The following is a 25,418-nucleotide window of genomic DNA, read 5'->3' as shown; positions in this document are numbered from 1 at the left end:
CCATGAGCACGCCGGCACCACCCGATGCGACCGCGGCCGCGGCCGGACCGGCAGCGAATATCACCGCCTCCGAGAGCGGGAGCGCGGCCCGCATCGGCGCTTGGGGCGTATTATTCGGCACCGCGGTCACTTTGGTCGGTCTCAGCTGGGATATCCAGTGGCACAACGAAGTCGGCCCCGACACCTTCTTCACCCTGCCGCACCTGTTTCTGTACTCCGGCAGCGCCATATCCGGATTCGCCAGCCTCGCCATGGTGCTCATCGCCACCGCCGCCCAACGTGCCGGTCGGCCCGTCCCGCGGCTGGGCGGCACCCCCATCCGGGTCTTCGGCAGTAACCTCACCGCCCCGCTCGGCTATATGATCGCCGGTGCTGGCGCCGCATTGTTCCTGCTCTACGGCCTGCTCGATCTGGAATGGCATTCGATCTACGGCTTCGACGCGGTACTCAACACGCCGTCGCACGTCGCGCTGTTCCTATCGATCTCGCTGACCATGATCGGCAGCATCATCGTCTTCGCGGCCCACCGTGACCACCGCTGGGGACAGATCGGCATCGTCGTGGCGATTCCCATTCTGATCACCTTCGCGCCGATTCCCACCAACGCACTGAACAACCTGCACCTGCCCGCCGATCCGACGATCCTCGGCCTCGTGCTGTTCGGACCGATGCTGCTCATCCTCGGCGCGGCACTGCTGGCGCGCACGGGCGCCGCCATCGCCATCGCCGCCGCGCTCGGCGCCATGCAGGCGCTGCTGTGGTGGTTCTCGCCCTGGGCCGCGCAGACCTACGCCTCGGCCATCGGTCTGCCGCTGCGCGACGGTCTCACAGGACGACCACCGGAGCTGCCGGTCATGATGCCGATGTTCCTGATCGTCGCGGCCGTCGCCGTCGAGGCGCTGTTCTGGCTGGCCCGCAATCGTGGTTTCGACGCCAGGAAGATCGTATTGGTGGCCGGTGCGGTGACCGGCGTGATCATCGGTGTGACGTTTCCGCTCCAGCTGACTTTCACCCATGCCACATCGCGTATCGCCATCGGCGACGTCGTGACGATCACGCTCCTCGGCATTCCGCTCGGGCTGCTGGCCGGATTCCTGGGCGGCCGGTTCACCACCATGCTGCCCGCGGTGCGGGAGGCGTGATGAGCACTGGATCGCGTAGCGATTCGATGAGGGGTGGTCGCCGGGTGGCGGGTCTGCACACACTGCGCAGACTCGTGGTCACGGTGCTGACCACGATCACCCTGTCCCTGATCGCGATCGCCCCCGCCTCCGCCTACGCGCCGGTCGATATCGTGCACACCGAGCGCCTCCAGGTCGGGCCCTACGGTGTGACCGTCGGGTTCTCGACCTGGCCGATTCGCGCGATGAAATCGCTGGACTTCACCTTCATGCCCGACGGTGGCATCGCCTATAAGTCCGGGACGCTGCGGTTGACCGGTCCCGCGGTCAGACCTGGCCGCCGCGCCGCGCCGCTGGTCCGCCATCCCCGCAAACGCGATTCCTGGGGTCTGGACGTGAAGGCCTTCGATGCCCCGGGCACCTACACCTTCACCTTCGCGATCGACGGTCCGCTCGGACACGGCGAAGGCACCCTCGGCAATGTGACGGTCCTCGACCAACCCGGACCGCCGCTGCCGCTGAGCTGGACGATCGGCACCCTGCCACTGCTCGGCCTGCTCATATTCCTCGCGGTGGCCTGGCGTCGCACCCGCCCCGGCCAGCGACCACTGGTCGTCTGAGGGCGCGACCCCACCGCGATGCGGTCCCGGTCGCGGTGCGTGAGCAGGTCAGAACCAGGCGTCGCGCATATCCAGGGTGGTTCGGTCCATCAGTTCCAGCAGGTCCAATTGTGGTGCGGTCTTGGGTAATTCGTAGCGGAAGAAGTAGCGGGCGGCGGCGCGCTTGCCGTCGTAGAAGTCGCCCTCTCGGCCGTGGGCGGCCAGTGCCTGCTCGAGCCAGATCCAGGCGAGGACCACGTGGCCGAATGCCTCGAGGTAGATGGTCGAATTCGCCATCGCCGCGGTGATATCGCCGGAGGAGAACATCCAGCCGGTGACGGTGAGCAGGCGCTGCCAGACCGCGTCGAGTTGACCGCCGAATTCGGTCCATTCGCCGCCCGCCTCGGTGGCCGCGAGTACGGTCCGCTCGATTTGTGCGGCCAGTAGCCGCAGGCTCGCCCCGTCGTGCTGGATCACCTTGCGGCCCAACAGATCCAGACCCTGGATGCCGTGGGTGCCCTCGTGGATGGGGTTGAGGCGGTTGTCGCGGTAGTGCTGTTCGACATCGTATTCGCGGGTGTAGCCGTAGCCGCCGTGTACCTGGATGGCGAGGCTGTTGGCCTCCAGACACCATTGCGACGGCCAGCTCTTGGCCACGCCGGTGAGGATTTCCAGCAGCAGGGTGTGCTCGCGTTTCGCCGCCGGATCCACGGCGGTGCGTTCCAGGTCGACGAGCCGGTTGCAGTAGAGCAGCAGACCGAGCGCGCCCTCGACATAGGCCTTCTGCGCCAGCAGCATGCGCCGCACGTCCGGGTGCTCGATGATCGGCACCTGCGGCGCGGACGGATCCTTGGCGGTGACGCCGCGGCCCTGGCGGCGCTCGCGGGCGTATTCCAGCGACTTCAGGTATCCGGTGTAGCCCAAAGCCGTCGCGCCGAGTCCGACACCGAGCCGGGCCTCGTTCATCATGTGGAACATGTAGGACAGGCCGCGATGCGGTTCGCCGACCAGATAGCCCACCGCACCCGCCGCACCGTCGGGAGTGTGCTTGCCCTCACCGAAGTTCAGTACCGTATTGGTGGTGCCGCGATATCCCATCTTGTGGTTCAGCCCGGCCAGCACCACATCGTTGCGCGCGCCGAGCGATCCGTCCGCGGCCACCAGGAATTTCGGCACGACGAACAGGGAGATGCCCTTGGTTCCGGCCGGTCCGCCCGGAATCTTGGCCAGTACCAGGTGCACGATATTGTCGGTCAGCTCGTGATCGCCGCCGGAGATCCACATTTTCGAGCCGAACAGCCGGTAGGTGCCGTCGGCCTGCGGTTCGGCGCGGGTGACGATATCGGCCAGCGAGGAACCGGCCTGCGGTTCGGACAGGCACATCGTCCCGGTGAATCTGCCCTCCACCATGGGTTTGACGAAGCGGTCGATCTGTTCCGGAGTGCCGTGTGCGGCAAGGAGATTGGCATTGCCGACGGTCAGGAACAGGTAGCCCGTGGTGCCGACATTGGCCGCCTGGAACCAGCAGAACCCGGCCGCCTCCAGGGTGGCGGGCAGTTGCAGCCCGCCGATCTCCTCATCCATGGCGGCACCGATGAGATTCGCCTTGCCGAAGGCCTCGACCGCGGCCTTGACCTCCGGAATGATGGTGACCCGCTCACCGTCGAAGGTCGGCTCATTGCTGTCGTTGCGCTTGTTGTGCGGCGCGAACTGCTCGGTGGCGAGATCCTCGCACAGGTCGAGGAAACCGTCGAAGGTCTCCCTGGAGTGTTCGCGGAACCGCGGCAGCGCCGTCAGTTCCTCGACCCGCAGCCATTCGTAGAGCAGGAAATCGAGGTCCCTACGGGAGATCAATGTCGAGCGCACGGGCACTTCCTCTCACGGTGGCAGAGACTGGCCCAGACGGGCGTGCCGCTCGCCTGGGTCGATTTGGTACGTTACTACCCATGTGTCGCGAATCGATCCCAGGGCTGGGATGACCACAACCTCGAGTACCGCCCGCCCCGTCGGCCGTCCCGCCGCCGCCTCCCAGGAGCAGGTGCTGGCCGCGGCGAGTGCCCAGTTCCTGGCCTCCGAGCGGGTCGACGTGCAGGCTATCGCGGCCGAGCTGGGGCTGTCGCGGGCGACCATCTACCGCTGGTTCGGGTCCCGGGACGGTCTGCTCGGTGCGGTCATAGTGTCGGAATTCGAGCGGATGGTCGGGGCGGCGCGCATGCGCGCCGAAGGATCGGGCGCGCCGCGCGTGCTCGCCATGCTCGACCGGGTGGCGCGCTGGATGACGCGCAGCGAGGCGTACCGGTATTTCATCGCGACCGAACAGGCCACTGCGGGCCGCATCATCACCACCAGCGACGGACCGGTGCAGCCGAGGGTGGTCGGGGTGGTCGCCGAGATACTCGATATCGCGATCGAAGAGGGCTACCAGAACCGGGTCGATACCGAGACGTTCGCGTACGCCCTGGTCCGACTCATCGAGGCATTCCTGTATCAGGATGCGGTGACCGGTCTTCGGGGCGATGTGGATCGGCTGCGTGCGGTGCTCGCGGTGATTCTGGGGTTGGATCCGGATCAGCGCGGCCCGTAGGTATCGAGGAACAGCACGGGTCCGTCGCCGAAGTCGCCGCGAGTATCCATATCCAGCAGGCCCGCCAAAGCCTTTGCGGTGTAGACGGTTTCCAATTCCAGTCCATTGGTCGCGGCGAGCTTCTGCGCGGCTATTGCGGCCGGGGTTTCGTGGCCGTAGCCGGGACCGAGCCAGTCGCGCACCATCGTCACGTCGTCCGGACGTAGCTCGGACACGGTGACTTCCGCGCCGCGTGCGCGGAGCACCGCCGCGGAACGGTTCGCCAGCTCGACAATGTGCAGCGCGTCGAGCGGGAGCGAATCGTTGACGATGACGCCGACGACGCGGGTGGGTAGTCCGGCCAGCCGTAGGCCGAGAGCCAAACCCGCCGCCGTGCCACCGGATCCGACGGCGGTCACCAGATGCGTCGGTTCGGGCAGTTCGCCCGCGGCGATCTGCGCCGCCAGTTCCAAGGCGACCTCGACGTAGCCGAGCGCGCCGATCGGCGACGAACCGCCGACGGGCAGCACATGCGGCAGGGTGCGGCCGTGCGTATGCCGCAGCAGCAGCCATGGTGCGGCCAGCACGGTGCGCATCTTGCTGTGCGTGAAATGTACAGTGGCGCCGGAGTTTTCCAGTCGCCGCAGTTGCGCGCGGACGTGGTCGTCCACCGGTTGGTCGACCAGCGCCAGCGCGGTGTCGATGCCGAATTCCCGGGCATAGAGCGCCGTGGCCAGACCCCAGTTGGTCCCGGTGCCGCCGAAGGTCAGGATGGTGCGGGCACCGCGCCGTCGGGCCTCGGGCAACAGCCACTCCAGCTTGCGGATCTTATTGCCACCCCAGCCGCCGGAGCCGTACCCGCTTTCGTCCTTGCACCAGACAGTGGCAGCGGTGCCGAGATCGAGTGGGCGGACCGGCGTCGGCGCGACACCGAGCCGGGCGAACGGCAGTGTGCTGGCCAGTTCGGGGAAGCGCCGGTGGAGTAGGGATTCGGTCATCCGACCATTATTGGGGTTCAGCTCCCTTCGGTGAGCAGTTGGTCGAGGCGGGCCGCGCAGACCTGGGAGAGATCGCCCATGCCGAGATGGCTGGACATGCGCAGCAGGGGTACCGAAAGCAGAACCGCGCAAAGGATTTCATTGAAACGCAGGTTGCGCACCGGCCAGCCGGTGCGCTCCTCGTAGCCCGCGATGGTCTCGGCGCGTGTCGGCGTGCCGGGCAGTCGCGCTCGGGCCTGGAAATCGCTGCACAGCCAGTCCGTCAGCAGTAGCCAGGCAAGGTCGGCCTCGTGATCGCCGAGGTAAGCGATCTCCCAGTCGAGGACGCCGATGACCGAGAGATCGTCGCCGTAGAGGAGATTCGACAGACGACTATCGCCCCAGCACAGCGTCACATGCTCGGGTCGGTAGCGATTGCCCCGCAGCCAGGCCAGCGAGCGTTCGAAGATGGGCGATGGGGTGGGACTTGCCCAGTGCACCGCCAGATCCAGATAGTTGAGCACCTGTTCGAGCGGTTCGGCTCCGAGTCGAGGCATGCGCAGAAAGTCCAGGCGCAGTGCCGCCGGATCGAGCCGGTGCACCCGCGTCATGGTGTCGACACAGGACCACCAGATCGAGGCGCGCTGTTCGGGTGTCGCCTCGAAGTACATCCCGGCCTCGTGATAGGTCGGGACATCGCTCGGTGTCCGGCCGCCGTCGATTCGGTCCATGACGAAGTAGGGCGTGCCGAGCGGATTCGGGTCGGTATCGATCCAGCGCACCGTGGGGACCGGGATATCGGTCGCGGCGAGGCGTTTCATCACCAGGAACTGCCTGCGCAGATCGTAGTCGGGGAACAGTGCGACCTCGGGCGGTCGGCGAAAGACGAAACCGGCGTGCCCCGGTGCGGTGTTCAGCCCCTCGACATCGAAAAGGTAGGTGTCGGAGGCAAAGCCCTGGTCGGCGCGCTTCCAGTTCGCGATGGTTGCCTGCTGCGAGGCTGGAATGTGCTGGTGCACAAGGGGTTTCAGATGCTCGGGCAGTTCGTCCGGGGTGAGTCGGGTGGCACTCATAGTGCTCACCGACCGCTGTAGCCGTAGCGCGGGTAGCTGCCCATGAACACCATCTCCAGCAGTCCGTGCCCGACCTTGTCGCCCGCGCGCACCTCGCACAGCGTCTCGCTCAGCAGGCTGACCGGCCGCACCTGGTCGAGATCGGTGATGTCGACGGTGAATCCATCGCTGAACGACTTTCCCCGCCACATCCCCGACGCGTAACCGCGGTACTCGTTGTACCCGGCGAAACCGGGCCAGAAGCGACAGCTCGGGCGCACCTCGAGCACCGAGGACGCGCGGTCGGCGCGATGCACGGTAAAGGTGCCGCCGGTGGCGACGCGCAGTTCGGATTCGAAGGTGAGATCGTGCTCGACATCGATGAGCGGCGTCGAATCCCGTCCGGTCGCGATCGGGTACAGCACCTCCCCCTCGAATTGCCAGCGCGCACCCGTGCTGGTCTCGCGCTGCGCGAAATGCACCAGCTCATCGTCGAATTGGAAAATGCCCATGTAGTAGAGCACGCCGTCGGGCACCTCGGTGGGTTGTCGGCCCGCGCCCTCGTCGAGACTGCCGCCGCCGGGACCGTGCCGCACGCCCCACGAGTGGTCGCGGCCGAACCACCATTGCTCGGGGTCGATATCGATGCGCCTGCCGTCGATCTCGATCCAGCCGGTGACGGTGCCGTTCTGGTAGTACCGCCGCGCGTCCTCGCGCACCCGTCCGCGGGAACGGTGGAAGGCCGGCGTCTGCTCGTAGGCGGGGAACGTCCCGTGGAAGTCCAGCCGCAGACGCAGGCCGTGGTCGTTATCGGTCAGCGTGGCTCTGGTGCCGAGCAGCGGCTGGGTCACCTCGTAGGTGTACGGGCCGACATCCCAGGCGCCGAGGCTCGCCGCACGATGGTTGTATTCGGTGGACAGGCGCACGACCTTCGCCTGTTTACCGCCGACGGTCACCATGGCATAGGCATCCATGACATTGCGGTTGGGGAAGCGCGCGAGACCCGTCATCACGCTGATCTCGCCGGATTTGTCGAAGCCGTACATCACCACGCGTTCGGTCCAGCGCAGGTCGCTCTGTCCGACGTGATCGAACGTCGTCGCGAGTTGATGGGACAGCATTTCGTCTTCGGGCACCAGCATTCGGACTCCTTCATCGGGGTACCCGCGAATGTAATACGTTGCACATCGCAACGTAATTGTTTTCGCCGATTCCCGCCGGTACGCTCCGCCGTATGACGTCCACCGATTCCGCGCCCCCGAGGTCCGCCGCCGGGCGGCCACGCGATGCGCAGATCGATCGGGCGGTCCTCGACGCGACCAGGGAACTGCTCGCCGAGGTCGGCTATCAGGACACCTCGATCGCCGCGGTCGCCCGGCGCGCCAATGTCGGGACCGCACCCATCTACCGGCGCTGGCCCGGTAAGGAGGCGCTGATCGAGGACGCCGTCTTCGGCTCCGAAAACCTGTGGCTTCCAGCCGAAACCGATGATCTACACGCCGATTTGATCGCGTGGGTGCGCGTTTTTCTGGCCCGCATCGCCGAACCCGCTACGCGCGCCGCGATTCCCGGACTCATCTCGGCCTACCACCGCGACCCCGACCGCTACCGCGCCCTGCACGACCGCGCCGACCTACCCGCCCGCCAGGCGTTCACGGCCCGAATCCACTCGGCCATACCCTCGAACGCCGATGCGACCGCGACTGCCGACCTGGTCTTCGAAATCCTGGTCGCCCGGACCCTGGTCCGCGGACTGACCCACGGCACCGACGACGACGAAACCTTCTGCGCCCGCACAGCCGACGCCCTGGTGACCCTGATCCGATCCGCCACCTGACCGGGATCGGGGAAAGAGTTCGCGTTGGGGACCGGCATATCGGATGGCGCGCCACCGCACGACCCGCTCAGTGCGTCGATCGAGGCCGGCTCAGTCGGGCTCGATGAGGCCGTGTTTGCGGGCGATAGCGGCGGCCTCCGTTCGCGTCGCGGCACCGAGCTTGGTGAGGATTCGCGAGACGTGTACGCCAGCGGTATTGCCGCTGATGAAGAGTTCGGCCGCGATCTGCCGATTGCTCAAACCCTGTGCGACCAAGTGCAATACGTCGGTCTCACGTGCTGTCAGGCCGAATGTTCGCGGCGAGCCCGCTGCCGGTTCCGGGCGACTCACCTCGAGTCCGACCCTGGCGCGCTCGGCCAGCTGTCCGGCCGCCTCGGTCAATGGGGTAGCGCCCAATTCCGCTGCCAGTTCGGCGGCTTCGCGCAGGGGTTCTCGGGCGGCGGTGCGATTGCCCGCCGCCAGTTCGGCTTCGGCGCAACCGAGAAGGCTGCGAGCCAGGTCGTAGCGCTGACCGATGGTGCGCCAAGCGGATACCGCTTCGTCCCACGCGGCGGGATCGCTGCTCCGGGTGGCAGTGAAGACGGCGCGGTGGGCTGTGTCCACCACGGTGGTGACCGGCAATTGGTCGGCGATCGACGCGAGATCGGTTGGCGCGTGTTCGATCCGAGCCGCGGTCGCGAGCAGTGGCCACACTTCGTGGTGATGGGTAGCCAGGTCATCAGCCGCCAGCGCCTCGGCAACAACCTCACCCGCACGACGGGATTCTCCGTCCGCGATCGCGATATCGGTTCGCAGAGTGTGCAATTGGAGCTGGTACTGGCGTGCCCACTGGCCGTCGCTCAGTAGCGCTGCGGCGGCGTCGGCACTGCTCGTCGCCGCCGCCGACGAGCCCTGTGCCAGGACGATTCCGGCATGGCAGAGCAGTAGCGCGGCCTTGCTCAGCGGTGGCAGCTGCCCGGTGAGCGATTCATCGATGAGACCGAGCGTCTGCGGCCAGCGGCCGAGAGCGGTCAGCGCCTGGGCCCATTTCACCAGCAGGATGGGCCCGGCCTCGGCGAAACGAAAGGTTTCGTGAGCCGCTCGTAATCCCTGTTGGATCGCTTCGATTGCCGCATGGTGCTGGCCCGCCGTCACGAGTGCCGCCGACTCCCACAGCACCACGGTCAACAGCGTCTGCGGATCGGCTGCCGCTGCATGGGCCTTTTCGAAATATGTCATGGCGGAGCCGGTTCGGGAGGCCGCCGCCAACCCCTGATAGGCGTAGCCGCGCGCCGCCAGCGCTGGCGTCCCGGTCTGTTCGGCCACCGCGACCGCGGCCCGGGCGGCCCGGGCGGCCCCGGCGGCGTCACCGCTGAACACGCGGAATGCGGCGAGTTCGGCGAGTGCCTCACCACGCAGCACGGTCGGCGGCTGCTCGGGCAGCAACTCGAGCGCCTGGTCGAGATCGCCGACGGATCCGCCGCCGCTCTGATTCTTCAGCACCGCGCGGTAGTAGTGGATCCGGGCGGCGCGCTCCGGTGCGGCCGTCGCATCCAGCAGTTCCAGCGCCTCGTCGGCCGCCGCGACACCGTGCTCGACGATGCCACCGAGATGGCAGGTCCCGACCACGCGTTCCAGTACGTCGAGGCGATCGGCCCCGACCAGCATCGCCGCATCGGGCACTCGATCCCACAGCGCCAGTACCCGGTCCAAATGCCGGAGGCGTTCGCCATGTGCCGCTTCCGATTCCGCGGCTGCGGCGGCTGCCCAGGATGCGGTGAGCGCGCGCGGCAGATCGCCCGCGGCGTGCGCGTGATAGGCCAACTCGCCGATCCGCCAGTCGTCGGCGCGCAGCGTATCGTCGGTGATCAGTGCATGAGAAAGTCTGGTGTGCAATCGCTTTCGTTCGATCGGCAGTAGATCGTCGTAGACGGCATCGCGAATCAGGCTGTGGCGGAACTCGTAGCCGGTGTCGGTGGCGAGTAGCAGCCGCTGCTCGGTCAGCTGGCGCAGCGCGAGGTCCAGCGCATGGTCGGTCAGGTCCGTGGCGGACTCCAGTAATCCGCCGCGCACCGGCGACCCCGCGACGGCGGCGAGCCGCAAGAGCGCCTTGGCATCGTCGGGCAGACCGGATTGATAGTCGAGCAACAGTTCGGACAGGTCCGCGGGAACGTCCTCGGGTGCGCGATCGGGATCCGCTCGCAGCGCACGGCCGAGCGCCTCAACGAACAGCGGAATCCCCTTGCTGCGCTGGAAGACTCGGGCGCCGATGCCCGGATCTGGTTCGCGGCCGAGCGTTGCGGCGAGCTGGCGACCGACCTCGTGCTTGGTCAGCGGCTCCGGATGCAGGACGCGCACACCGGGATTGCGCCGCAGTCCGGCGACGAGCCGACGCAGCGGCTCCGCATCGCTGGGCCGATAGGTGACGATCAGCAGTAGATCGCGCTGGGCGAGATCGGCGACCAGGAAGGCCAGCAACTCCCGGCTCGAGTCGTCGGCCCAGTGCAGATCCTCCAGGACGAGCACCACTGGACGCGTGAGCGCCAGCTGTTCCAGCACGGTCAGTATCTCGCCGAACAGTCGGATCCGATCCGACTCGGGCTCCGCCGATCCGGCCCGCACCGCCAGTTCCGGCAGCCAGCGCGATAGCGCGGGGCGGGTGACCGGAAGCAGTGCGGTCAGCTCCTCGATGCCGATCCGGCGTACCAGAGCGCGCATGATCGAGACGAACGGCGCGAACGGTACCCCGTTGTCTCCCGACTCCGGGCACTGGCCGACCAGTACGACCACATCCGCGCCCAGCCGTGACGTGAATTCGCTGACCAGCCGCGATTTACCGAGGCCGGGCTCACCGGCGATCAGCACCGTATGCACCCACTCGTCCCGATACGCCTGCTGGAGCGCGGCGACCTCTGCTGCTCGCCCGACAAAGGCACCGTGGTCGGGAAGGCTCAACACCACGCGATCATGCCCGATCATGGGCCCGGTGCCAACGTAAAGAGCGCGTGGTCCGAAGATAACGAATTCTCGTGATTCGCCAGCGCCCCCTTACCAGCAGAGTCGATGCCATGACGAACAACGACATTCGCCCCTTCCGCATCGAAATCCCACAGGCCGCCATCGACGATCTGCGCGAGCGCCTGGCCCGTACTCGCTGGATCGACGACCTGCCCGGCACCGGCTGGGAGCGCGGCGTACCCACGGCATATCTGAAGGAGCTTGCCGGTTACTGGGCCGAGAAATTCGATTGGCGCGCGGTCGAGGCGGAACTCGACAAGTACCCGCAGTTCATCACCACCATCGGTGGGCAGGATGTGCACTTCCTGCATGTGCGCTCCGCCGAAGCCGACGCCACCCCGCTGCTGTTGCTGCACGGCTGGCCCAGCTCGGTGCTCGACTTCCTGGACATGATCGGCCCCCTGACCGATCCGAAGGCGCACGGCCAGGCCGACGTGCCCGCCTTCCATCTGGTCATCCCGTCGCTGCCGGGCCACGGCTTCTCCGGTCCCATTACCGAGGCGGGCTGGCACGACGGCCGGGTCGCGGCGGCGCTGGCGGGGGTGATGGTTCGTCTCGGCTACGACCGGTACGGGGTGCAGGGTGGTGACCACGGTGCATTTCTCGCGCCGCGGCTGGCCCGGCTCGATGGCGAGCATGTGCTCGGCGTGCACGTCAATGCGCTGGTCACCTTTCCGACCGGCGATCCGGCCGATATGGCCGCGCTCACCGACGCCGAGCGGCAGCGAATGGCCCGCATGCAGAACTTCCAAGACGACGGCTCGGCCTATATGAACCTCAACGGCTCGCGTCCGAACACCATCGCGCAACTGGTGGCCGATTCCCCGGCCGGGCAGCTCGGCTGGATCATCGAGAAGTACAAGGAGTGGATCGACCAGTCGCACGAACTGCCGGAGCAGGGCATCGACAAGGATCGGATCCTGGCGAATGTGAGCATTTACTGGTTCACCGACACCGCCCGCAGCGTAGCCAACTTCTACTACGAACGCTTCCACGATGCCGCGCTGTTCGCACCAGCGCCGAGAGGCACCGTGCCCACCGGGGTGGCGGTCTTCAAGGACGGCGACTACGCGATCCGCCGCTTCGCCGAGAAGGCGCACAACATCACGCACTGGTCGGAGTTCTACTCCGGCGGCCACTTCCCGGCCCTCGAGGTGCCCGACCTGCTGGTCGGCGATGTCCGCGAGTTCTTCCGCACCATTGGCTGATCGCATCGCAGCCGTAGCATCGCGCTGGGACTTGCGTCTCCACCAAGGGGAGACAGGAGGGTAGGGGCATGGACGGCGACACGCTTTATCCGATCGGCACCATGGCCGAACGGACCGGCCTCTCGGTCAAGACCATCCGGTTCTACGCCGATACCGGTGTCGTGCCGCCGACCGCCCACAGTCCCGCCGGCTACCGGCTCTACGACGACGACGCACTCGCCCGCCTGCAACTGGTGCGAACCCTGCGCGAACTCGGCATCGATCTGCCCGCCGTCCGACAGGTGCTCGAGCGCAAGCTGTCGGTGCCCGAGGTGGCCTCCGCCCATGCCGAAGCGCTGGAATTCCAGATCAGCGCACTGCGGGTGCGGCGCACGGTACTACGAGCGATCGCCGAGCGGGGCCCGACTCGCGAGGAAATGGAACTCATGCACAGGCTCGTCGAACTCTCCGACGCCGAAAAGCGCCGCCTCATTACCGATTTCGTCGAAGACACCTTCGGCGGTACCGATGCCAATTCCGAATTCGTCGATCTCATCCGCTCGGCGATGCCGGAACTTCCCGACGATCCGGAACCTGCCCAGGTACAGGCCTGGGTGGAGCTCGCCGAACTCACCCGGGACCCGGACTTTCGCGCATCGGTACGTCGCATGGCGGAGTATCAGGCCACCCAGCGCGCCGAAGGTGACACCACCGGTCTGCACCATGAGCTGACCGAACTCGTGCGCGACCGTGTCGGTCAGGCCCTCACCTCGGGGATAGCGCCGAATTCCGTTGCGGCCGAATCGATTGTCGATGAGTTGACGGCCGCATACGCGGCAACATTCGATCGCGCCGATGACGCCGAGCTGCGAGGCTGGCTGCTGGCCCGGCTCGAGGTCGCGGGAGACCCGCGCGCCGAACGCTATTGGCAACTGCTCGCGGTCATCAATGGCTGGCCCTTACCACCGACCCTGGTGCCGGTATTCGACTGGCTCGGTGCCGCGTTGCGCGCGCATCCCTGAACCCGTCGGTGCATGCCGGAGCTGTCGGTGCATGCCGGAGCTGTCGGTGCATGCCGAACCATCGGTGCATGCCGGGGCCTGTGGTGGCGGGCCCCGGCATTTGCTCGGTGGCCAGGCCGGTCAGTCCAGTTCTGCCAGCTTGGCGAGGATTGCCGCGGCCATGGCGGCCGGGTCGCCGTCCTCGGGACGCAGCACGAGTTCGGCACCGGCGGGGGCCTCGTAGGGATCGTCGATCCCGGTGAAGCCACGGATTTCACCGGCCCGCGCCTTGGCGTACATGCCCTTGGGATCGCGGGATTCGCAGATCTCGAGTGGGGTGTCCACGAAGACCTCGATGAACGGTATTCCGGCTGCCTCGTGGACGGCGCGGACCTTATTGCGATCGGCGGCGTAGGGGCTGATGAGGGAAACCACCGCCACGACACCGGCTTCGGCGAACAGTCGGGCCACTTCGCCTACGCGACGGATGTTTTCGACGCGGTCCGCCGCACCGAAGCCGAGGTCGGCATTGAGGCCATGGCGTAGATTGTCACCGTCGAGAAGGAAGGCGGGCCGCCCGGCCGCGACCAGGTGACGCTCCAATTCCACTGCGACAGAAGACTTCCCAGAGCCCGACAGACCGGTCAACCAGACCGTCAGTCCGGTGGTCGGACGCTCGTCGCGGCCGACGGCGGTGGCATGCCATACGACGCGGGACGAGGGCAGGGTGGGGCCGGTGATCATGCCGGCGGCGACGGTATTGTTGGTGGTGTCGTCGACCAGGATGAAGCTGCCGGTGGTGCGGTTGCGTCGGTAGGGATCGAACAGCAGCGGCTGGCGGGTGCGTAGCTGGATGCGCCCGATCTCGTTGAGCGACAACGAATCCGCGTTCTCATCGCGGTGCAGGGTATTGACGTCGAGCCGGTAGTCCAGGCTGCGCACCTCGGCAGTGGCGGTGCGGGTGGTGTGCCGGATCGTGTAGGTCGCGCCCGGGGTGAGTTCGCCGTCCTCGGCGAACCAGCACACCATGGCGTCCAGATCGCGTCCGACGTGCGGCCGGTTCGCCGGGCGGCAGATGAGATCGCCACGGGAGACGTCGAGATGATCGGCCAGCTGAATGGTAACGGCCTGCGGCGGAAAGGCTTCCGCGATGGGTGTCCCGCCAGGGCCCCAGATCGCCTCGACCGTCGTGGTGAATCCCGAAGGCAGCACCGCGACCTCATCGCCCGGTTTGAATACCCCACCGCATACGGTGCCCGCGTAACCGCGGAAATCCTCGGCGTGCCTGCGGGTTACGTACTGCACGGGGAAGCGCGCGTCGATGAGATTGCGGTCCGAGGCGATGTGCACCTCCTCCAGATGGTGCAGCAGCGGCGAGCCCTCGTACCAGGGCATGCTCGCGCCGCGATGCACGATATTGTCCCCGTGCAGCGCCGACATCGGGATGAAGGTCAGGTCGGCGACGTCGAGTTTCGTTGCGAAGCCGACGAATTCCTCCTTGATTTCCTCGAACCGGTCCTGTGACCATCCGGCCAGATCCATTTTGTTCACGCACAGCACCAGGTGCGGGATGCCGAGCAGACTGGCCAGGAAGGCATGGCGGCGGGTCTGTTCCACGATGCCCTTGCGCGCGTCCACCAGGATCAGCGCGAGATCGGCGGTGGAGGCGCCGGTGACCATATTGCGCGTGTACTGGATGTGGCCGGGGGTGTCGGCGATGATGAACTTGCGCCGGGGGGTGGCGAAGTAGCGATGTGCCACATCGATGGTGATGCCCTGTTCGCGCTCGGCGCGCAGGCCGTCGGTCAGCAGCGCCAGATCCGGATAGTCGTCGCCGCGCGCCCGGCTGGTCCGCTCCACGGCGGCGAGCTGGTCGGTGAAGATCGTTTTGGAGTCGAACAGCAGACGGCCGATCAGGGTCGATTTACCATCGTCGACACTGCCCGCGGTGGCCAGACGCAACAGCGTGGTGGTCGTCATCAGAAGTACCCTTCCCGTTTGCGGTCTTCCATGCCAGCCTCGGAAATACGGTCATCGGCGCGGGTCGCACCGCGTTCGGTGACGCGGGTGGCGGCGACCTCGGCGACCACCTCCGCGGGGGTGGTCGCGCTCGACTCGACACATCCGGTGCAGGTCGCATCGCCGACCGTGCGGAAGCGCACCATGCTCTCATAGGGTTGCTCGCCGTCGAGCAGTTCGAGGAATCTGGTGTGCGCCAACAGCATTCCGTCGCGCTGGACCACAGCCCTGCGGTGCGCGTAGTACAGCGGCGGCAGCTCGATGTCCTCGGCGGCAATGTAATGCCAGATATCGAGTTCGGTCCAGTTGGACAGTGGGAACACCCGGATGTGCTCGCCCTTGCGGTGCCGCCCGTTGTAGAGGCTCCACAGTTCCGGTCGCTGATTGCGCGGATCCCACTGCCCGTATTCGTCGCGGAAGCTGAATACGCGCTCCTTGGCGCGCGCCTTCTCCTCGTCGCGGCGGGCGCCGCCGAAGACCGCGTCGTATCCGCCCTCGCGGATCGATCGCAGCAAAGTGGCTGTCTGCAAGCGGTTTCGGGAGGCGCGCGGTCCGGTCTCCTCGGTCACCCGGCCCGCGTCGATATCCTCCTGCACACTGCCGACCACGAGTCGCAGACCGAGCCGTTCCACCGTGCGGTCGCGGTATTCGATGACCTCGTCGAAATTGTGCCCGGTGTCGATGTGCAGTACCGGGAACGGCAGCGGGGCGGGCCAGAAGGCCTTGGCCGCGAGGTGCAGCATGACCACCGAATCCTTGCCGCCGGAAAACAGCAGCACCGGCCGTTCGAAGGTGGCGGCGACTTCGCGGAATATATGTGCCGACTCGGCCTCGAGCGCGTCCAGATGAGGCAGCTCGTAGGTGCTCGCCGTCGACTTTGCGTACTGGCTCACGTCACAAAACTAGAACACGTTTCGGTCATTGGTCAATGGTGGCACCGGGCTTGCGACCGCCCGATTGCGCGGTCACCCGATCCGCTGCGGCCACGAGTGCCGTTCCGCGACGGTCGATTTCGGCGCCGGTGATGGATGCGCCGACGTACATCGTGAGCACCATGTTCTGCCTGCCGTCCCCGCTGTAGGTCGGCGCTGCGAGCAGGCTGACCGGATGCTCCTTGCGTGGCCGCAGATCGGTGCCGACATAGACCCGCTCCCCGAGGCTGGTCACCAGCTCGCCGACGAGTTCGCGCACTTCTTTGGGCAGCTCATGGGCGGCGACCCCGGCCAGCAAAGAGTACAGTCGCCGACCGGCCGCGGTCAGGCTTTCGACCAGGTAGCCGCGCTCGCGGCACTCCGCGACGACCTGGCGCAGCCGGGCCTCGTCCTGCTGCAGCGGCACCGTCGGCGGCTTGTTCAGCCAGGCGTCGAAGGCCGCATCGGTATCCCACAGCACATACATCAGCCCGACCGGCGGTGCGAAATGGTAGGCCGCACCCACCTTGACCAGGCCGGGGCCGGTGCTCTCCAGCACCATGATCTGCTCGCCGACGACCGCGGAGGCCGTGCAGGTGGTCCGGTAGAGCGCGGTGAGTTTCTCGAGTTCGGCGCGGGCGATGGCGGAGCTGGCGAAGCTGTCCTGCGCGATCCGGCCCGCGGCGATTAATGCAGGTCCGAGGCCATAGGTGCGGGTGTCCGTGGCACGCACCAGATAGCCGCCCGCGGTCAATTCGGTGAGGATGCCGAGGCAGGTCGGCTTGGCCAGGTCGAGTTCGCGGGCCAGTTCGGACAGGCCGAAGCGTTTGCCGCGCTGTTCGACGAAGAAATCCAGCACTTGGACCACCCGGGCGGTCGGGGCGGATCTGCGGGCAACCATGGACAACTCCTAGAACACGTTCTAATCTTGCTCCTATCGAAATGTACCAGACCGGTACATATTTGGAACAGTGATCAACGGTAGCGACCGCCTGTGGGTCGCTCGAAAGGATCGGAAGCCTCTTGCTGACACAGCCGTTCGCGGAAGCCATCGCCGCCGCCGAGCAGATCATCACCGGCGCACCGCATATTCGGACCGAACAGGATCTCGTCGAGGGCTATGACTACCTCGCGGGCAGTATTCGCGCCTCCATCCAGATGGCCTGGGCCTATGAGCGGGACTTTCCGTTCTTCGTCATGTCCACCGGGCCCTATACGAAGATGGGTCTGGACAACCCGGACACCCTCTACTTCCACTCGTATCTGCGCCCCGACGCCGAATATGTGGTGACCGGAACCCGTGGCACCACCCGCGACCTCAGCTTCCAGGTGCTCAACGGCAACTACTCGCCGGTGGACGTCCCCGACAGCGAGACCGCCTTCGATGCCCGCGCCCTCGATATCGCGGCCGACGGCTCCTACGAACTGCGCCTCGGCCCCGGCGCGGCGCGCCCCGGCTATGTCCATCTTGCGCCCGACTCCGCCATGCTCGTGGTGCGCGAGGTGTACAGCGACTGGGCCACGGAGAAGGCGGGCACGATTCGCATTCAACGGATGGACACGATCGGTGACGCACCGCCGCCGATCACCAGGGACCTGATGAGCAAGCGCTATGACATCGCGGGGAAGATGCTGGTCTCGCGGCTGAATACCTTCCTGGCGTTCCCGAAGTGGTTCTATCTCAACCTGCCGGTCAATACGATGACCGAACCGCGCTCCACCCCGGGCGGACTCACCACCCAGTTCTCCTCGGTCGGCCACTACGAACTCGACGACGATCAGGCGATGATCCTCACCGTGCCGAAATCGGATGCGCCGTATCAGGGGTTCCAGCTCGGCAGCATGTGGTACCTGTCGCTGGACTACATCAATCACCAGACCAGCCTCACCGCCGACCAGGCGCGCGTGGATCCGGACGGGATGATCCGGCTCGTGATCAGCGAGCGCGACCCCGGACTGACCAACTGGATCGAGCGCACCGGGCATGCGCGCGGGTATCTGCAGTTCCGCTGGCAGCAGCTGTCGCGGGATCTCAAACCCGAGGACGGGCCGACGGTTGAGGTGGTCTCGGTTGCCGAATTGCCCGAGCGGCTGCCGTACTACCAGGAGGCTCGGGTCGCACCCGAGGAATGGCGGGCGCGGATCGCGGCGCGTCAGGTCGCCGTGGCGGAAAGGATGCTGGGCTGATGTTGTTGCAGGACAAGGTTGTTGTCGTCTCCGGGGTCGGTCCGGGGCTGGGCCGGGCCATCGCGGTGCAGAGTGCGCGCGCCGGAGCGGATGTGGTGCTGGCCTCGCGTACCGAATCGCGGCTGACCGAGGTGGCCAAGGAGATCACCGAACTCGGCCGGCGCGCGGTGGTCGTGCCGACCGATATCAATGACGAAGCCGCGGTGGCGAATCTGGTCGAGACGGCGCAGAGTGCCTTCGGGCGGGTCGACACGCTGGTGAACAATGCCTTCGCGATTCCCCCGATCACCGATCTGGCCGATGTCGACCTCGATGACGTGCGCGCCGGATTCGAGACCAATGTGCTCGCCGCACTGCGGTTGACGCGACTGTTCGTGCCCGCGCTGACCGAGTCGAAGGGTTCGGTCGTGATGATCAATTCGGCGGTGCTGCGGCATTCGCGGCGCACCTTCGGGCCCTACAAGATGGCCAAGGCGAGTCTGCTCGCGCTGGCGCAGAGTCTGGCCACCGAACTCGGGCCGAAGGGAATTCGGGTCAATACCATTGCGCCCGGCTATATCTGGGCCGACAACTTGAAGTGGTACTTCAACTATCTGGCCGAACAGCGCGGGATCACCGCCGAAGAGGTGTACGCCGAGACCGCTAAGACCATCGATCTGCGCAAGCTGCCCGAACCCGATGAGATCGCCGACGCCGTCGTCTTTTTCGCCTCGCATCTGGCGCGGGCTATCACCGGCGCGTGCCTGGATGTCAACGGCGGCGAATACCACCACTAGGAGAATGACTGTGATCGGCAGAGACGACGTCGGGACCATCGACGATCTGCACGCCTCGGCGACCAAGGTCGTCGGGTTGAGCGATTTCGGCGACGACGGTTACCGCGAGGGTCTGCAGGTGCTGCTCGAGTCCTATGCCGAGGACGCCGAGCTGACGCCCTTCGGCAATAAGGTCAATCGCGCATTCCTGCGCGGGGCCCTGATCGCGCGATTGCTCAGTGAGTCGGCGTGGCAACGCTTCCCGGAGCACGCCGAGGTGGCGATCGAGCGCCCGATCTTCGTGACCGGACTGCCGCGCTCGGGTACGACGGCGGTGCATCGACTGCTCAACGCGGATCCGGCGCATCAGGGCCTGGAGATGTGGCTGACCGAGATGCCGCAGCCGCGACCGCCGCGCGAGACGTGGGCGACGAATCCGGTGTACCAGCGGATCGAGGCGGCCTTCGAGAAGCATCATGTGGAACATCCGGAATTCATGGGCGTGCACCACATTTCGGCGGACCAGGTGGAGGAGTGCTGGCAGCTGCTGCGGCAGTCGGCGATGTCGGTCTCCTACGAGTGCCTCGGCTATCTGCCCGGGTACTCCGAGTGGCTGCGCGAACAGGATTGGACCGATGCCTATCGCAGGCATCGGCGGAATCTGCAATTGATCGGGCTGCCGGATGCCGGACGGCGGTGGGTGTTGAAGAACCCGAGCCATCTGTTCGCGCTGGACGCGATCTTCGAGGTGTACCCGGATGCACTGGTGATCCAGATGCACCGGGATCCGCGCACGATCATCGCCTCGGTCTGCAGTCTCAATGAGCAGGCCTCGGCGGGGTGGTCGGAGAAGTTCCGCGGTCCGGTCGTCGGCGCGGCCCAGTTGGATCTGTGGGCCAGGGGAGCGGATAAGTTCCTCGCGGATCGCAAGCGGCACAACGTCGCCCAGTTCTGCGATGTGTACTACGACGACTTCGTCGCGGACCCGATCGGTACCGTGGCGTCGATCTACCGCCACTTCGATCTGTCATTGAGCTCGGAGGCCGAAGCCGCGATGACACAGTTGCATTCGGAAAGCACCTCCGGCGCGGCCCGTCCCGTGCACCGCTACACCCTGGAGGACTTCGGCCTCACCGCGGCCCAGGTCGACACCCGCTTCGCCGAGTACCGCAACAAGCACTTCCCGGCCAGCTAGGGCCCGAACTGGGCCTCGATCGGATCCGCCCAGAACGCGGTGGTCGGCGTGGAACCCGCCGGGCACATGCGGTGGATAGGCCGGTAGCCGGGGTCGACCCGGCTACCGGCACGCCGCCGACACCGAATCGGGTAAATGAGCCCTGTGAAGGGCCGTGATCGCGGCCGGTTGCCAGCATGATGCGCACACCGTGCGGCGTTCGATCGAAGGCCCACGCGGGCTGCGCCACCGGAGATACGGCTGGAACCGCAGCAAACTGCCGAATGTCGGAAAAGATCATAAGAATGTCGGGCTGACGCATTCTGTCGGCGGCGTTCGAGTCATAGCCTCGAAGTATGGTCGGAATGCGACGGCGCAACCCACGGATCGCCATTATCGGGGCCGGGATGTCGGGCATCTGCATGGCCGTGACGCTGCAGCGCGCCGGCATCGACGATTTCACGCTCTTCGAGAAGGCCGATCGGTTCGGCGGCACCTGGCGCGACAACACCTATCCGGGGTTGAGCTGCGATGTGCCCTCGCGCTTCTATCAGTTCACCTTCGCCAAGAACCCGCGGTGGTCGCATTTCTTCTCCCCGGGCGCGGAGATCCTCGATTACTTCGCGAAGGTCGCGCACGATCGCGGGCTCGCGAGCCGCACGCGGTTCGGTACCGAAGTGGTCGGGGCCGAATTCGACGGTGCGCGGTGGGAAGTGACGACCACGGACGGCGCATCGGAGCGGTTCGATTTCGTGCTCTGTGCGACCGGCATCCTGCACCACCCGCGCCTGCCGGATATCAGCGGTCTCGGCGATTTCACGGGGGCGATGTTCCATTCGGCGCGGTGGGATCACGATGTCGACTTGGCGGGCAAGCGGGTCGGCGTCCTCGGCACCGGGTCCACCGGTGTGCAGATCGTGACGGCGCTCGCCGGAAATGTCGGGCACCTGAGCATGTTCCAGCGCACAGCGCAGTGGATCCTGCCGCTGCGCAATCGCCGATACTCGCGGCTCACCATAGCCGCGCACCGCAGATTCCCGGGGCTCGACGAGTTGAGCTACGCGGTAACGCGGCACATTTTCGAATTCTTCCTCGACGCCGTCACCAAGCCCGGACGCAAGCGTGACCTGGTCGGCCGGATGTGCCGGGCGAATCTGCGCACGGTGCGCGATCCGGCGCTGCGTGCCGCACTGACGCCGGACTACCAGCCGATGTGCAAGCGACTTGTGGTGTCGGGCGACTTCTATCGCGCCGTGCAGCGCGACGGTGTCGAGATCGTCACCGACGCGATCGACCATATCGAGCCACGCGGCATCGTCACCGCGGACGGGCGGCTGCACGAACTCGATGTGCTGGTGCTGGCGACGGGATTCGATGCGCACGCGTTCATGCGGCCCATGGGGATCACCGGAACCGACGGCCGCACACTGGATCAGGTATGGGCGGACGGGCCGCGGGCCTTCGAAACCGTTGCGATGCCGGGCTTTCCGAATATGTTCCTGTTGATCGGCCCGCACAGTCCGGTCGGCAACTATCCGCTGACGCTGATCGCGGAGACCCAGGCCGAGCACATCCTGGGCTGGATCCGGCGTTGGCGCGACGGTGAATTCGATACGGTTGCGCCGACCGCCGAGGCCACCAGCAGCTACTACGCGGAACTGCGCGCGGCGATGCCGAATACGGTGTGGGCGACCGGCTGTCAGAGCTGGTATCTCGGCAAGGACGGCGTTCCGGAACTGTGGCCGTGGACTCCGGCTCGGCATCGCGCACTGATGGCGCGCCGACCGGACCCGGCGAACTACCGGATCACTGCTGCCCGGGTTTGAGCACGATGAACAGGCCGCTCGCTTCGGCGCAGAGCCGATCGCCGTCGTGCAGGGTGGCCCGCACGTAGACCTTGCGGCCCTCCTGCCGCTCGGCCCAGGCGTGCACCCGCAGTTCGGTGTTCAGCGGGGTGATGGACCGGTAGTCGACGGTGAGCGATGCGGTGCGGGTGACCGCACCCGCGTGCACCGCCGCGGCCATGCCGAGCAGATCATCGAAGCCGACCGCCACCTGTCCGCCGTGGGCGGCGTTATTGCCGCCCAGGTGGAAGGTGCGGAAGGTGATGCGGGCCTCGACGCCGTCCTTGGCCGCCTTGTCGACGACGAACGGCGGCAGTGTGATGTTGCCGCGGGACGGCAGGTCGACCCTGGTCCAGGTCGGCGCGGACCATTCGTCGACGACCGCCGCGTCCAGCTTGTCGTTGAGCTGTTTGAGGACGGCGATCGTTTCCAGCGCCAGCTCATCGGACGGGCAGGCCAGCCGGGCCCGATCCATCAGGCCGCGCACCTGCTCGACGAATGCGCCATAGTGCGGTCCGCCGCGGGAAATATCGAGCTCGTCCAGCTGCGCGTTGATCAGCTCCGACATCGGCCGGAACCCGCCCTCATGGTGCTCCTCGCTCGGCAGCGAGTTGCCGACCTGCTGTTCGCTCATATGGAACACGTTATCGGTTGCCCGCCGAATGCTCGCGGCGGGCTCAGGTGCAGCGCCCGTCGAGCGGGTCGTCATGCCTGTTGATCGCGTTGGCCGGGGCGGTAGGCGATGCCAGCGGCGGTGGCCAACGCACCGACCGCCACCATGTACAGCCACCCGGCGCGGAACTCGGAGAGGTCCGGATGGACGGTGCGGCCGATGATCGCGGTGAGGATGGCGATGCCGAGGGCGGAACTGGTCTGGCGGGCCATCATGAGAGTGCCCGAGGCCAGGGAGATCTGATCGGCGGGCAGCAGGGCCGAGGCGCCGAACAGCGGCGGCTGCAGTAGGGCGGTGCTCGCGCCCGCGAGGATGGCGCCGGGCAGGAACATCACGAAGTAGTCGGTTGTCGCGCCCGCGGTCAGCGCCCACCATCCCGAACCGGCCGCAATGGTGGCGCCGCCGAGTGCGGCCGAGACGCGCGCGCCGAAGCGGTTGACGAAACGGCCCGAATAAGGCGACAGCACAAGGCAACTGAGCGGAACGGGCGCGACCGCCAGGCTGGCCCGCAGGACCGAGTAGTGCCAGTATTCGGTGAGGAACATGGTGGCTTCGAGGATCATGGCCGCAAACGCCAGGTAGTAGCAGAAGACGCCGAGGGTGGCGATGCGGAATATCCGGTGCCGCAAAATGGCCGGGCTGACCACCGGATCCGGATGGCGGCGCACGTGCGCGGCGAACAGTGCGGTCAGCAGTAGTGCGGCGGCTACACAGGCCAGGGTGGCGGCGCCGGTGTATCCCCAGTCCGATGCCTGTACGAACGCCGTGGTGAAAGCCGCGGTGGCGCCGAGAATCAGTGCGGCACCGAGCATATCGAGTCGGCGGCTGGCGTGCTGGCGGATATCGGGGAGCACGCGCAGTCCGAACAGGAAGGCCGCCACGGTGAACGGCACATTCAGGAAGAAGATCCAGCGCCACCCGGCCTGTAGCAGCAGGCCGCCGAGCACCGGGCCGCTGCCCGCGCCCGCCGAAGCGATGGCGGTCCAGATGCCCATGACCGTCGGATGTTCGCGTTTGGCGAAGGACGGCAACACCAGTCCGAGTCCGGTCGGGATCAGCAGCGCCGCGGCAATGGCCTGGACCACCCTGGCGCCGATGAGCGCGGCCAGATTCGGCGCCAGACCGCAGGCGATGGAGGCACCTCCGAATAGGGCTATGCCCATGAGGAAGCCGCGCTTGCGGCCGGTGTCGTCGGCGAGGCGTCCGGCCGGGACGAGCAGTGCAGCCATGACGATCGTGTAGGCGTTGAGCACCCAGGACACCGCGCTCACCGAGGCGTGGCCGAAGGCGGATTGCAGGGTCGGAAAGGCGACGGTGACAGCGAAGAGATCGAGGATGGCCAGATATTGGGCGATGGCCGCGACGGCGAGCACGCGCCAGCGGCGGGGGTTCGGCGGGGCTGCGACCGGAGTATTCGCGGTGATCGTCTGCATGAAATCGACTATGTGCGGCGGTGATTCATCGGACGAGTGTCAGGAATGCCATCATGCGCTAGATTACTGCCATGGAGTCGAATGCGTCCGGTCCGGGAACCTTGGCCGTTGCCGTCGCGCCCGGTCAGCCACTGTTGGAGGTGGCGATCCCGTATCAGGTGTTCTTCGAGGCGCCGCCGGGCGTCGATCGGGCGCGGTGGTACGAGTTCAAACTGTGCGGTCCGCGTGGTACGGGACACGCCACACTGCGGGACCCATTCGTGGCGCTGACCGACTACGACTACGACGATCTGATCGCCGCCGATACCGTGATCGTGCCCGCCACCCCCGATGTCCGTGCCGACCCGCCCGCCGATCTGGTCGAGGCCGTGCGCGCCGCCTACGACCGGGGCGCGCGGATCGCATCGCTGTGTTCGGGCGCGTTCGTCCTCGCCGCCGCTGGTCTACTCGACGGCCGTCGCACCGCCACCCACTGGAAGCACGTGGCCGCATTCAACGAGCGATATCCGCAGGTCGATGTCGACCCCACGGTTCTCTACATCGACGGCGGCCAGATCTGCACCAGCGCGGGCAACATGGCGGGCATGGATCTGTGCATCCACCTCATCCGCAAGGATCTCGGCTCGCAGGCCGCCAATGCGGCGGCGCGAAATATGGTGGTGCCGCCACACCGCGCGGGCGGCCAAGCGCAGTATCTCGAATCCCCGGTACCCGCCTACACGAGCGATTCCGGGCTCGCCGTGACACTTCAGTGGGCACTGCAACGACTCGACGAACCGCTGACGGTCGCCGACCTCGCCGAACACGCCAGCATGAGCGAACGCACCCTGGCCCGCCGCTTCCACGCCGAACTCGGTGGCACACCCCTGCAGTGGCTACTGACCCAAAGGCTCATCCGCGCGAGGGAATTCCTCGAGGGCACCGATCTGCCGGTCGATGTGGTCGCGGCGCGCTGCGGGTTGGGGAGTGCGGCCAATTTGCGTGCGCATTTCGGTCGGGAGGTGGGCATATCGCCCAGCGAGTACCGGCGATCGCATCGGGCCGACCGGCATGAGGTGGTGATCGGGACGGTCGAGGGTGCGTGACGC

The 25,418-nt window shown here is 66.7% G+C and carries 21 protein-coding genes; 11 read left to right on the top strand and 10 right to left on the bottom strand.

Features of this window, described 5'->3' with window-relative positions:
• Positions 1-2 precede the first annotated feature (2 nt).
• Positions 3-1,142: a hypothetical protein gene (locus tag ACQP2D_RS27750; protein ID WP_433678862.1), complete on the top strand. Its 1,140-nt coding sequence runs from the start codon at positions 3-5 to the stop codon at positions 1,140-1,142.
• 26 nt (positions 1,143-1,168) lie between these two features.
• Positions 1,169-1,741, top strand: a complete 573-nt coding sequence (locus ACQP2D_RS27745) for a hypothetical protein (RefSeq protein ID WP_433685782.1) — start codon at positions 1,169-1,171, stop codon at positions 1,739-1,741.
• Positions 1,742-1,789: 48 nt separating this feature from the next.
• Here ACQP2D_RS27745 and ACQP2D_RS27740 read toward each other — a convergent pair whose 3' ends face one another.
• Entirely contained in the window at positions 1,790-3,586 is a 1,797-nt protein-coding gene (locus ACQP2D_RS27740) for an acyl-CoA dehydrogenase (RefSeq protein WP_433678861.1), read from the bottom strand.
• 109 nt (positions 3,587-3,695) lie between these two features.
• Between ACQP2D_RS27740 and ACQP2D_RS27735 the strand changes: the two genes are divergently transcribed.
• Entirely contained in the window at positions 3,696-4,304 is a 609-nt protein-coding gene (locus tag ACQP2D_RS27735; protein WP_433678860.1) for a QsdR family transcriptional regulator, read from the top strand.
• On the opposite strand, the gene ACQP2D_RS27730 is transcribed toward ACQP2D_RS27735, so the two are convergent.
• Genes ACQP2D_RS27730 through ACQP2D_RS27720 form a run of 3 tightly spaced genes read right to left on the bottom strand, consistent with a single transcriptional unit; the run spans position 4,289 to position 7,454 of the window.
• On the bottom strand, positions 4,289-5,281 hold the full coding sequence (locus ACQP2D_RS27730) for a 1-aminocyclopropane-1-carboxylate deaminase/D-cysteine desulfhydrase (RefSeq protein WP_433678859.1): 993 nt from the start codon (positions 5,279-5,281) through the stop codon (positions 4,289-4,291). The genes ACQP2D_RS27735 and ACQP2D_RS27730 overlap by 16 nt on opposite strands.
• 17 nt (positions 5,282-5,298) lie before the next feature.
• Positions 5,299-6,333 carry a phosphotransferase family protein gene (locus ACQP2D_RS27725; protein ID WP_433678858.1) on the bottom strand — a complete coding sequence of 345 codons (1,035 nt, stop codon included), beginning with the start codon at positions 6,331-6,333 and terminating at the stop codon, positions 5,299-5,301.
• Positions 6,334-6,338: 5 nt separating this feature from the next.
• The gene (locus ACQP2D_RS27720) at positions 6,339-7,454 is read right to left on the bottom strand and encodes a hypothetical protein (protein ID WP_433678857.1); all 1,116 of its coding nucleotides are present in this window, start codon (positions 7,452-7,454) and stop codon (positions 6,339-6,341) included.
• Between the two features lie 92 nt (positions 7,455-7,546).
• Between ACQP2D_RS27720 and ACQP2D_RS27715 the strand changes: the two genes are divergently transcribed.
• On the top strand, positions 7,547-8,149 hold the full coding sequence (locus ACQP2D_RS27715; RefSeq protein ID WP_433678856.1) for a TetR/AcrR family transcriptional regulator: 603 nt from the start codon (positions 7,547-7,549) through the stop codon (positions 8,147-8,149).
• Positions 8,150-8,239: 90 nt separating this feature from the next.
• On the opposite strand, the gene ACQP2D_RS27710 is transcribed toward ACQP2D_RS27715, so the two are convergent.
• On the bottom strand, positions 8,240-11,086 hold the full coding sequence (locus ACQP2D_RS27710) for an ATP-binding protein (RefSeq protein ID WP_433678855.1): 2,847 nt from the start codon (positions 11,084-11,086) through the stop codon (positions 8,240-8,242).
• Between the two features lie 110 nt (positions 11,087-11,196).
• On the opposite strand from ACQP2D_RS27710, the gene ACQP2D_RS27705 reads away from it, so the two are divergent.
• Positions 11,197-12,354 (top strand): epoxide hydrolase family protein, encoded by a 1,158-nt coding sequence (locus ACQP2D_RS27705; protein ID WP_433678854.1) that lies wholly within the window; start codon positions 11,197-11,199, stop codon positions 12,352-12,354.
• A 68-nt stretch (positions 12,355-12,422) separates the two neighbouring features.
• Positions 12,423-13,355, top strand: a complete 933-nt coding sequence (locus ACQP2D_RS27700) for a MerR family transcriptional regulator (protein ID WP_433678852.1) — start codon at positions 12,423-12,425, stop codon at positions 13,353-13,355.
• Between the two features lie 120 nt (positions 13,356-13,475).
• Here ACQP2D_RS27700 and cysC read toward each other — a convergent pair whose 3' ends face one another.
• From cysC to ACQP2D_RS27685, 3 genes are read right to left on the bottom strand one after another with little or no spacing between them, the layout of a single operon-like run.
• Positions 13,476-15,314 (bottom strand): adenylyl-sulfate kinase, encoded by a 1,839-nt coding sequence (gene cysC / locus ACQP2D_RS27695; RefSeq protein WP_433678850.1) that lies wholly within the window; start codon positions 15,312-15,314, stop codon positions 13,476-13,478.
• Positions 15,314-16,246 (bottom strand): sulfate adenylyltransferase subunit CysD, encoded by a 933-nt coding sequence (gene cysD, locus ACQP2D_RS27690; protein ID WP_433678849.1) that lies wholly within the window; start codon positions 16,244-16,246, stop codon positions 15,314-15,316. Before cysD ends, cysC begins: the two co-directional genes overlap by 1 nt.
• A gap of 25 nt (positions 16,247-16,271) precedes the next feature.
• Positions 16,272-17,165 (bottom strand): helix-turn-helix domain-containing protein, encoded by an 894-nt coding sequence (locus ACQP2D_RS27685; protein ID WP_433678848.1) that lies wholly within the window; start codon positions 17,163-17,165, stop codon positions 16,272-16,274.
• A 122-nt stretch (positions 17,166-17,287) separates the two neighbouring features.
• On the opposite strand from ACQP2D_RS27685, the gene ACQP2D_RS27680 reads away from it, so the two are divergent.
• From ACQP2D_RS27680 to ACQP2D_RS27665, 4 genes are all read left to right on the top strand, one after another.
• Positions 17,288-18,451: a hypothetical protein gene (locus tag ACQP2D_RS27680; RefSeq protein ID WP_433678847.1), complete on the top strand. Its 1,164-nt coding sequence runs from the start codon at positions 17,288-17,290 to the stop codon at positions 18,449-18,451.
• Complete coding sequence (locus ACQP2D_RS27675; RefSeq protein ID WP_433678846.1) at positions 18,451-19,227, top strand: SDR family oxidoreductase; 777 nt, start codon at positions 18,451-18,453, stop codon at positions 19,225-19,227. The genes ACQP2D_RS27680 and ACQP2D_RS27675 overlap by 1 nt, the downstream gene beginning before the upstream one ends.
• 4 nt (positions 19,228-19,231) lie before the next feature.
• Positions 19,232-20,401, top strand: coding sequence for a sulfotransferase family protein (locus ACQP2D_RS27670; RefSeq protein WP_433678845.1), 1,170 nt, complete (start codon positions 19,232-19,234; stop codon positions 20,399-20,401).
• Between the two features lie 344 nt (positions 20,402-20,745).
• Positions 20,746-22,206 carry a flavin-containing monooxygenase gene (locus tag ACQP2D_RS27665; RefSeq protein WP_433685781.1) on the top strand — a complete coding sequence of 487 codons (1,461 nt, stop codon included), beginning with the start codon at positions 20,746-20,748 and terminating at the stop codon, positions 22,204-22,206.
• On the opposite strand, the gene ACQP2D_RS27660 is transcribed toward ACQP2D_RS27665, so the two are convergent.
• Positions 22,187-22,858: a PaaI family thioesterase gene (locus ACQP2D_RS27660; protein ID WP_433678844.1), complete on the bottom strand. Its 672-nt coding sequence runs from the start codon at positions 22,856-22,858 to the stop codon at positions 22,187-22,189. The two genes, ACQP2D_RS27665 and ACQP2D_RS27660, sit on opposite strands and share 20 nt — an antisense overlap.
• A gap of 71 nt (positions 22,859-22,929) precedes the next feature.
• Positions 22,930-24,330 (bottom strand): MFS transporter, encoded by a 1,401-nt coding sequence (locus tag ACQP2D_RS27655; protein ID WP_433678843.1) that lies wholly within the window; start codon positions 24,328-24,330, stop codon positions 22,930-22,932.
• A gap of 71 nt (positions 24,331-24,401) precedes the next feature.
• Between ACQP2D_RS27655 and ACQP2D_RS27650 the strand changes: the two genes are divergently transcribed.
• Entirely contained in the window at positions 24,402-25,415 is a 1,014-nt protein-coding gene (locus ACQP2D_RS27650) for a GlxA family transcriptional regulator (protein ID WP_433678842.1), read from the top strand.
• Positions 25,416-25,418: the final 3 nt, after the last annotated feature.

Source organism: Nocardia sp. CA-119907, assembly GCF_050955995.1.
Classification (GTDB): Bacteria; Actinomycetota; Actinomycetes; order Mycobacteriales; family Mycobacteriaceae; genus Nocardia.
Note: the sequence above shows the minus strand (reverse complement) of the source record. Positions and strands in the feature narration are given on the sequence as shown.

What these genes read in the sequence shown, in the direction of transcription:
- ACQP2D_RS27750 (WP_433678862.1), top strand. Translation starts at nt 3, where the DNA reads ATGAGCACGCCGGCACCACCCGATGCGACCGCGGCCGCGGCCGGACCG.
- ACQP2D_RS27745 (WP_433685782.1), top strand. Translation starts at nt 1,169, where the DNA reads ATGAGGGGTGGTCGCCGGGTGGCGGGTCTGCACACACTGCGCAGACTC.
- ACQP2D_RS27735 (WP_433678860.1), top strand. Translation starts at nt 3,696, where the DNA reads ATGACCACAACCTCGAGTACCGCCCGCCCCGTCGGCCGTCCCGCCGCC.
- ACQP2D_RS27730 (WP_433678859.1), bottom strand. Translation starts at nt 5,281, where the DNA reads ATGACCGAATCCCTACTCCACCGGCGCTTCCCCGAACTGGCCAGCACA.
- ACQP2D_RS27725 (WP_433678858.1), bottom strand. Translation starts at nt 6,333, where the DNA reads ATGAGTGCCACCCGACTCACCCCGGACGAACTGCCCGAGCATCTGAAA.
- ACQP2D_RS27720 (WP_433678857.1), bottom strand. Translation starts at nt 7,454, where the DNA reads ATGCTGGTGCCCGAAGACGAAATGCTGTCCCATCAACTCGCGACGACG.
- ACQP2D_RS27715 (WP_433678856.1), top strand. Translation starts at nt 7,547, where the DNA reads ATGACGTCCACCGATTCCGCGCCCCCGAGGTCCGCCGCCGGGCGGCCA.
- ACQP2D_RS27705 (WP_433678854.1), top strand. Translation starts at nt 11,197, where the DNA reads ATGACGAACAACGACATTCGCCCCTTCCGCATCGAAATCCCACAGGCC.
- ACQP2D_RS27700 (WP_433678852.1), top strand. Translation starts at nt 12,423, where the DNA reads ATGGACGGCGACACGCTTTATCCGATCGGCACCATGGCCGAACGGACC.
- cysC (WP_433678850.1), bottom strand. Translation starts at nt 15,314, where the DNA reads ATGACGACCACCACGCTGTTGCGTCTGGCCACCGCGGGCAGTGTCGAC.
- ACQP2D_RS27685 (WP_433678848.1), bottom strand. Translation starts at nt 17,165, where the DNA reads ATGGTTGCCCGCAGATCCGCCCCGACCGCCCGGGTGGTCCAAGTGCTG.
- ACQP2D_RS27675 (WP_433678846.1), top strand. Translation starts at nt 18,451, where the DNA reads ATGTTGTTGCAGGACAAGGTTGTTGTCGTCTCCGGGGTCGGTCCGGGG.
- ACQP2D_RS27670 (WP_433678845.1), top strand. Translation starts at nt 19,232, where the DNA reads ATGACTGTGATCGGCAGAGACGACGTCGGGACCATCGACGATCTGCAC.
- ACQP2D_RS27665 (WP_433685781.1), top strand. Translation starts at nt 20,746, where the DNA reads ATGCGACGGCGCAACCCACGGATCGCCATTATCGGGGCCGGGATGTCG.
- ACQP2D_RS27660 (WP_433678844.1), bottom strand. Translation starts at nt 22,858, where the DNA reads ATGAGCGAACAGCAGGTCGGCAACTCGCTGCCGAGCGAGGAGCACCAT.
- ACQP2D_RS27655 (WP_433678843.1), bottom strand. Translation starts at nt 24,330, where the DNA reads ATGCAGACGATCACCGCGAATACTCCGGTCGCAGCCCCGCCGAACCCC.
- ACQP2D_RS27650 (WP_433678842.1), top strand. Translation starts at nt 24,402, where the DNA reads ATGGAGTCGAATGCGTCCGGTCCGGGAACCTTGGCCGTTGCCGTCGCG.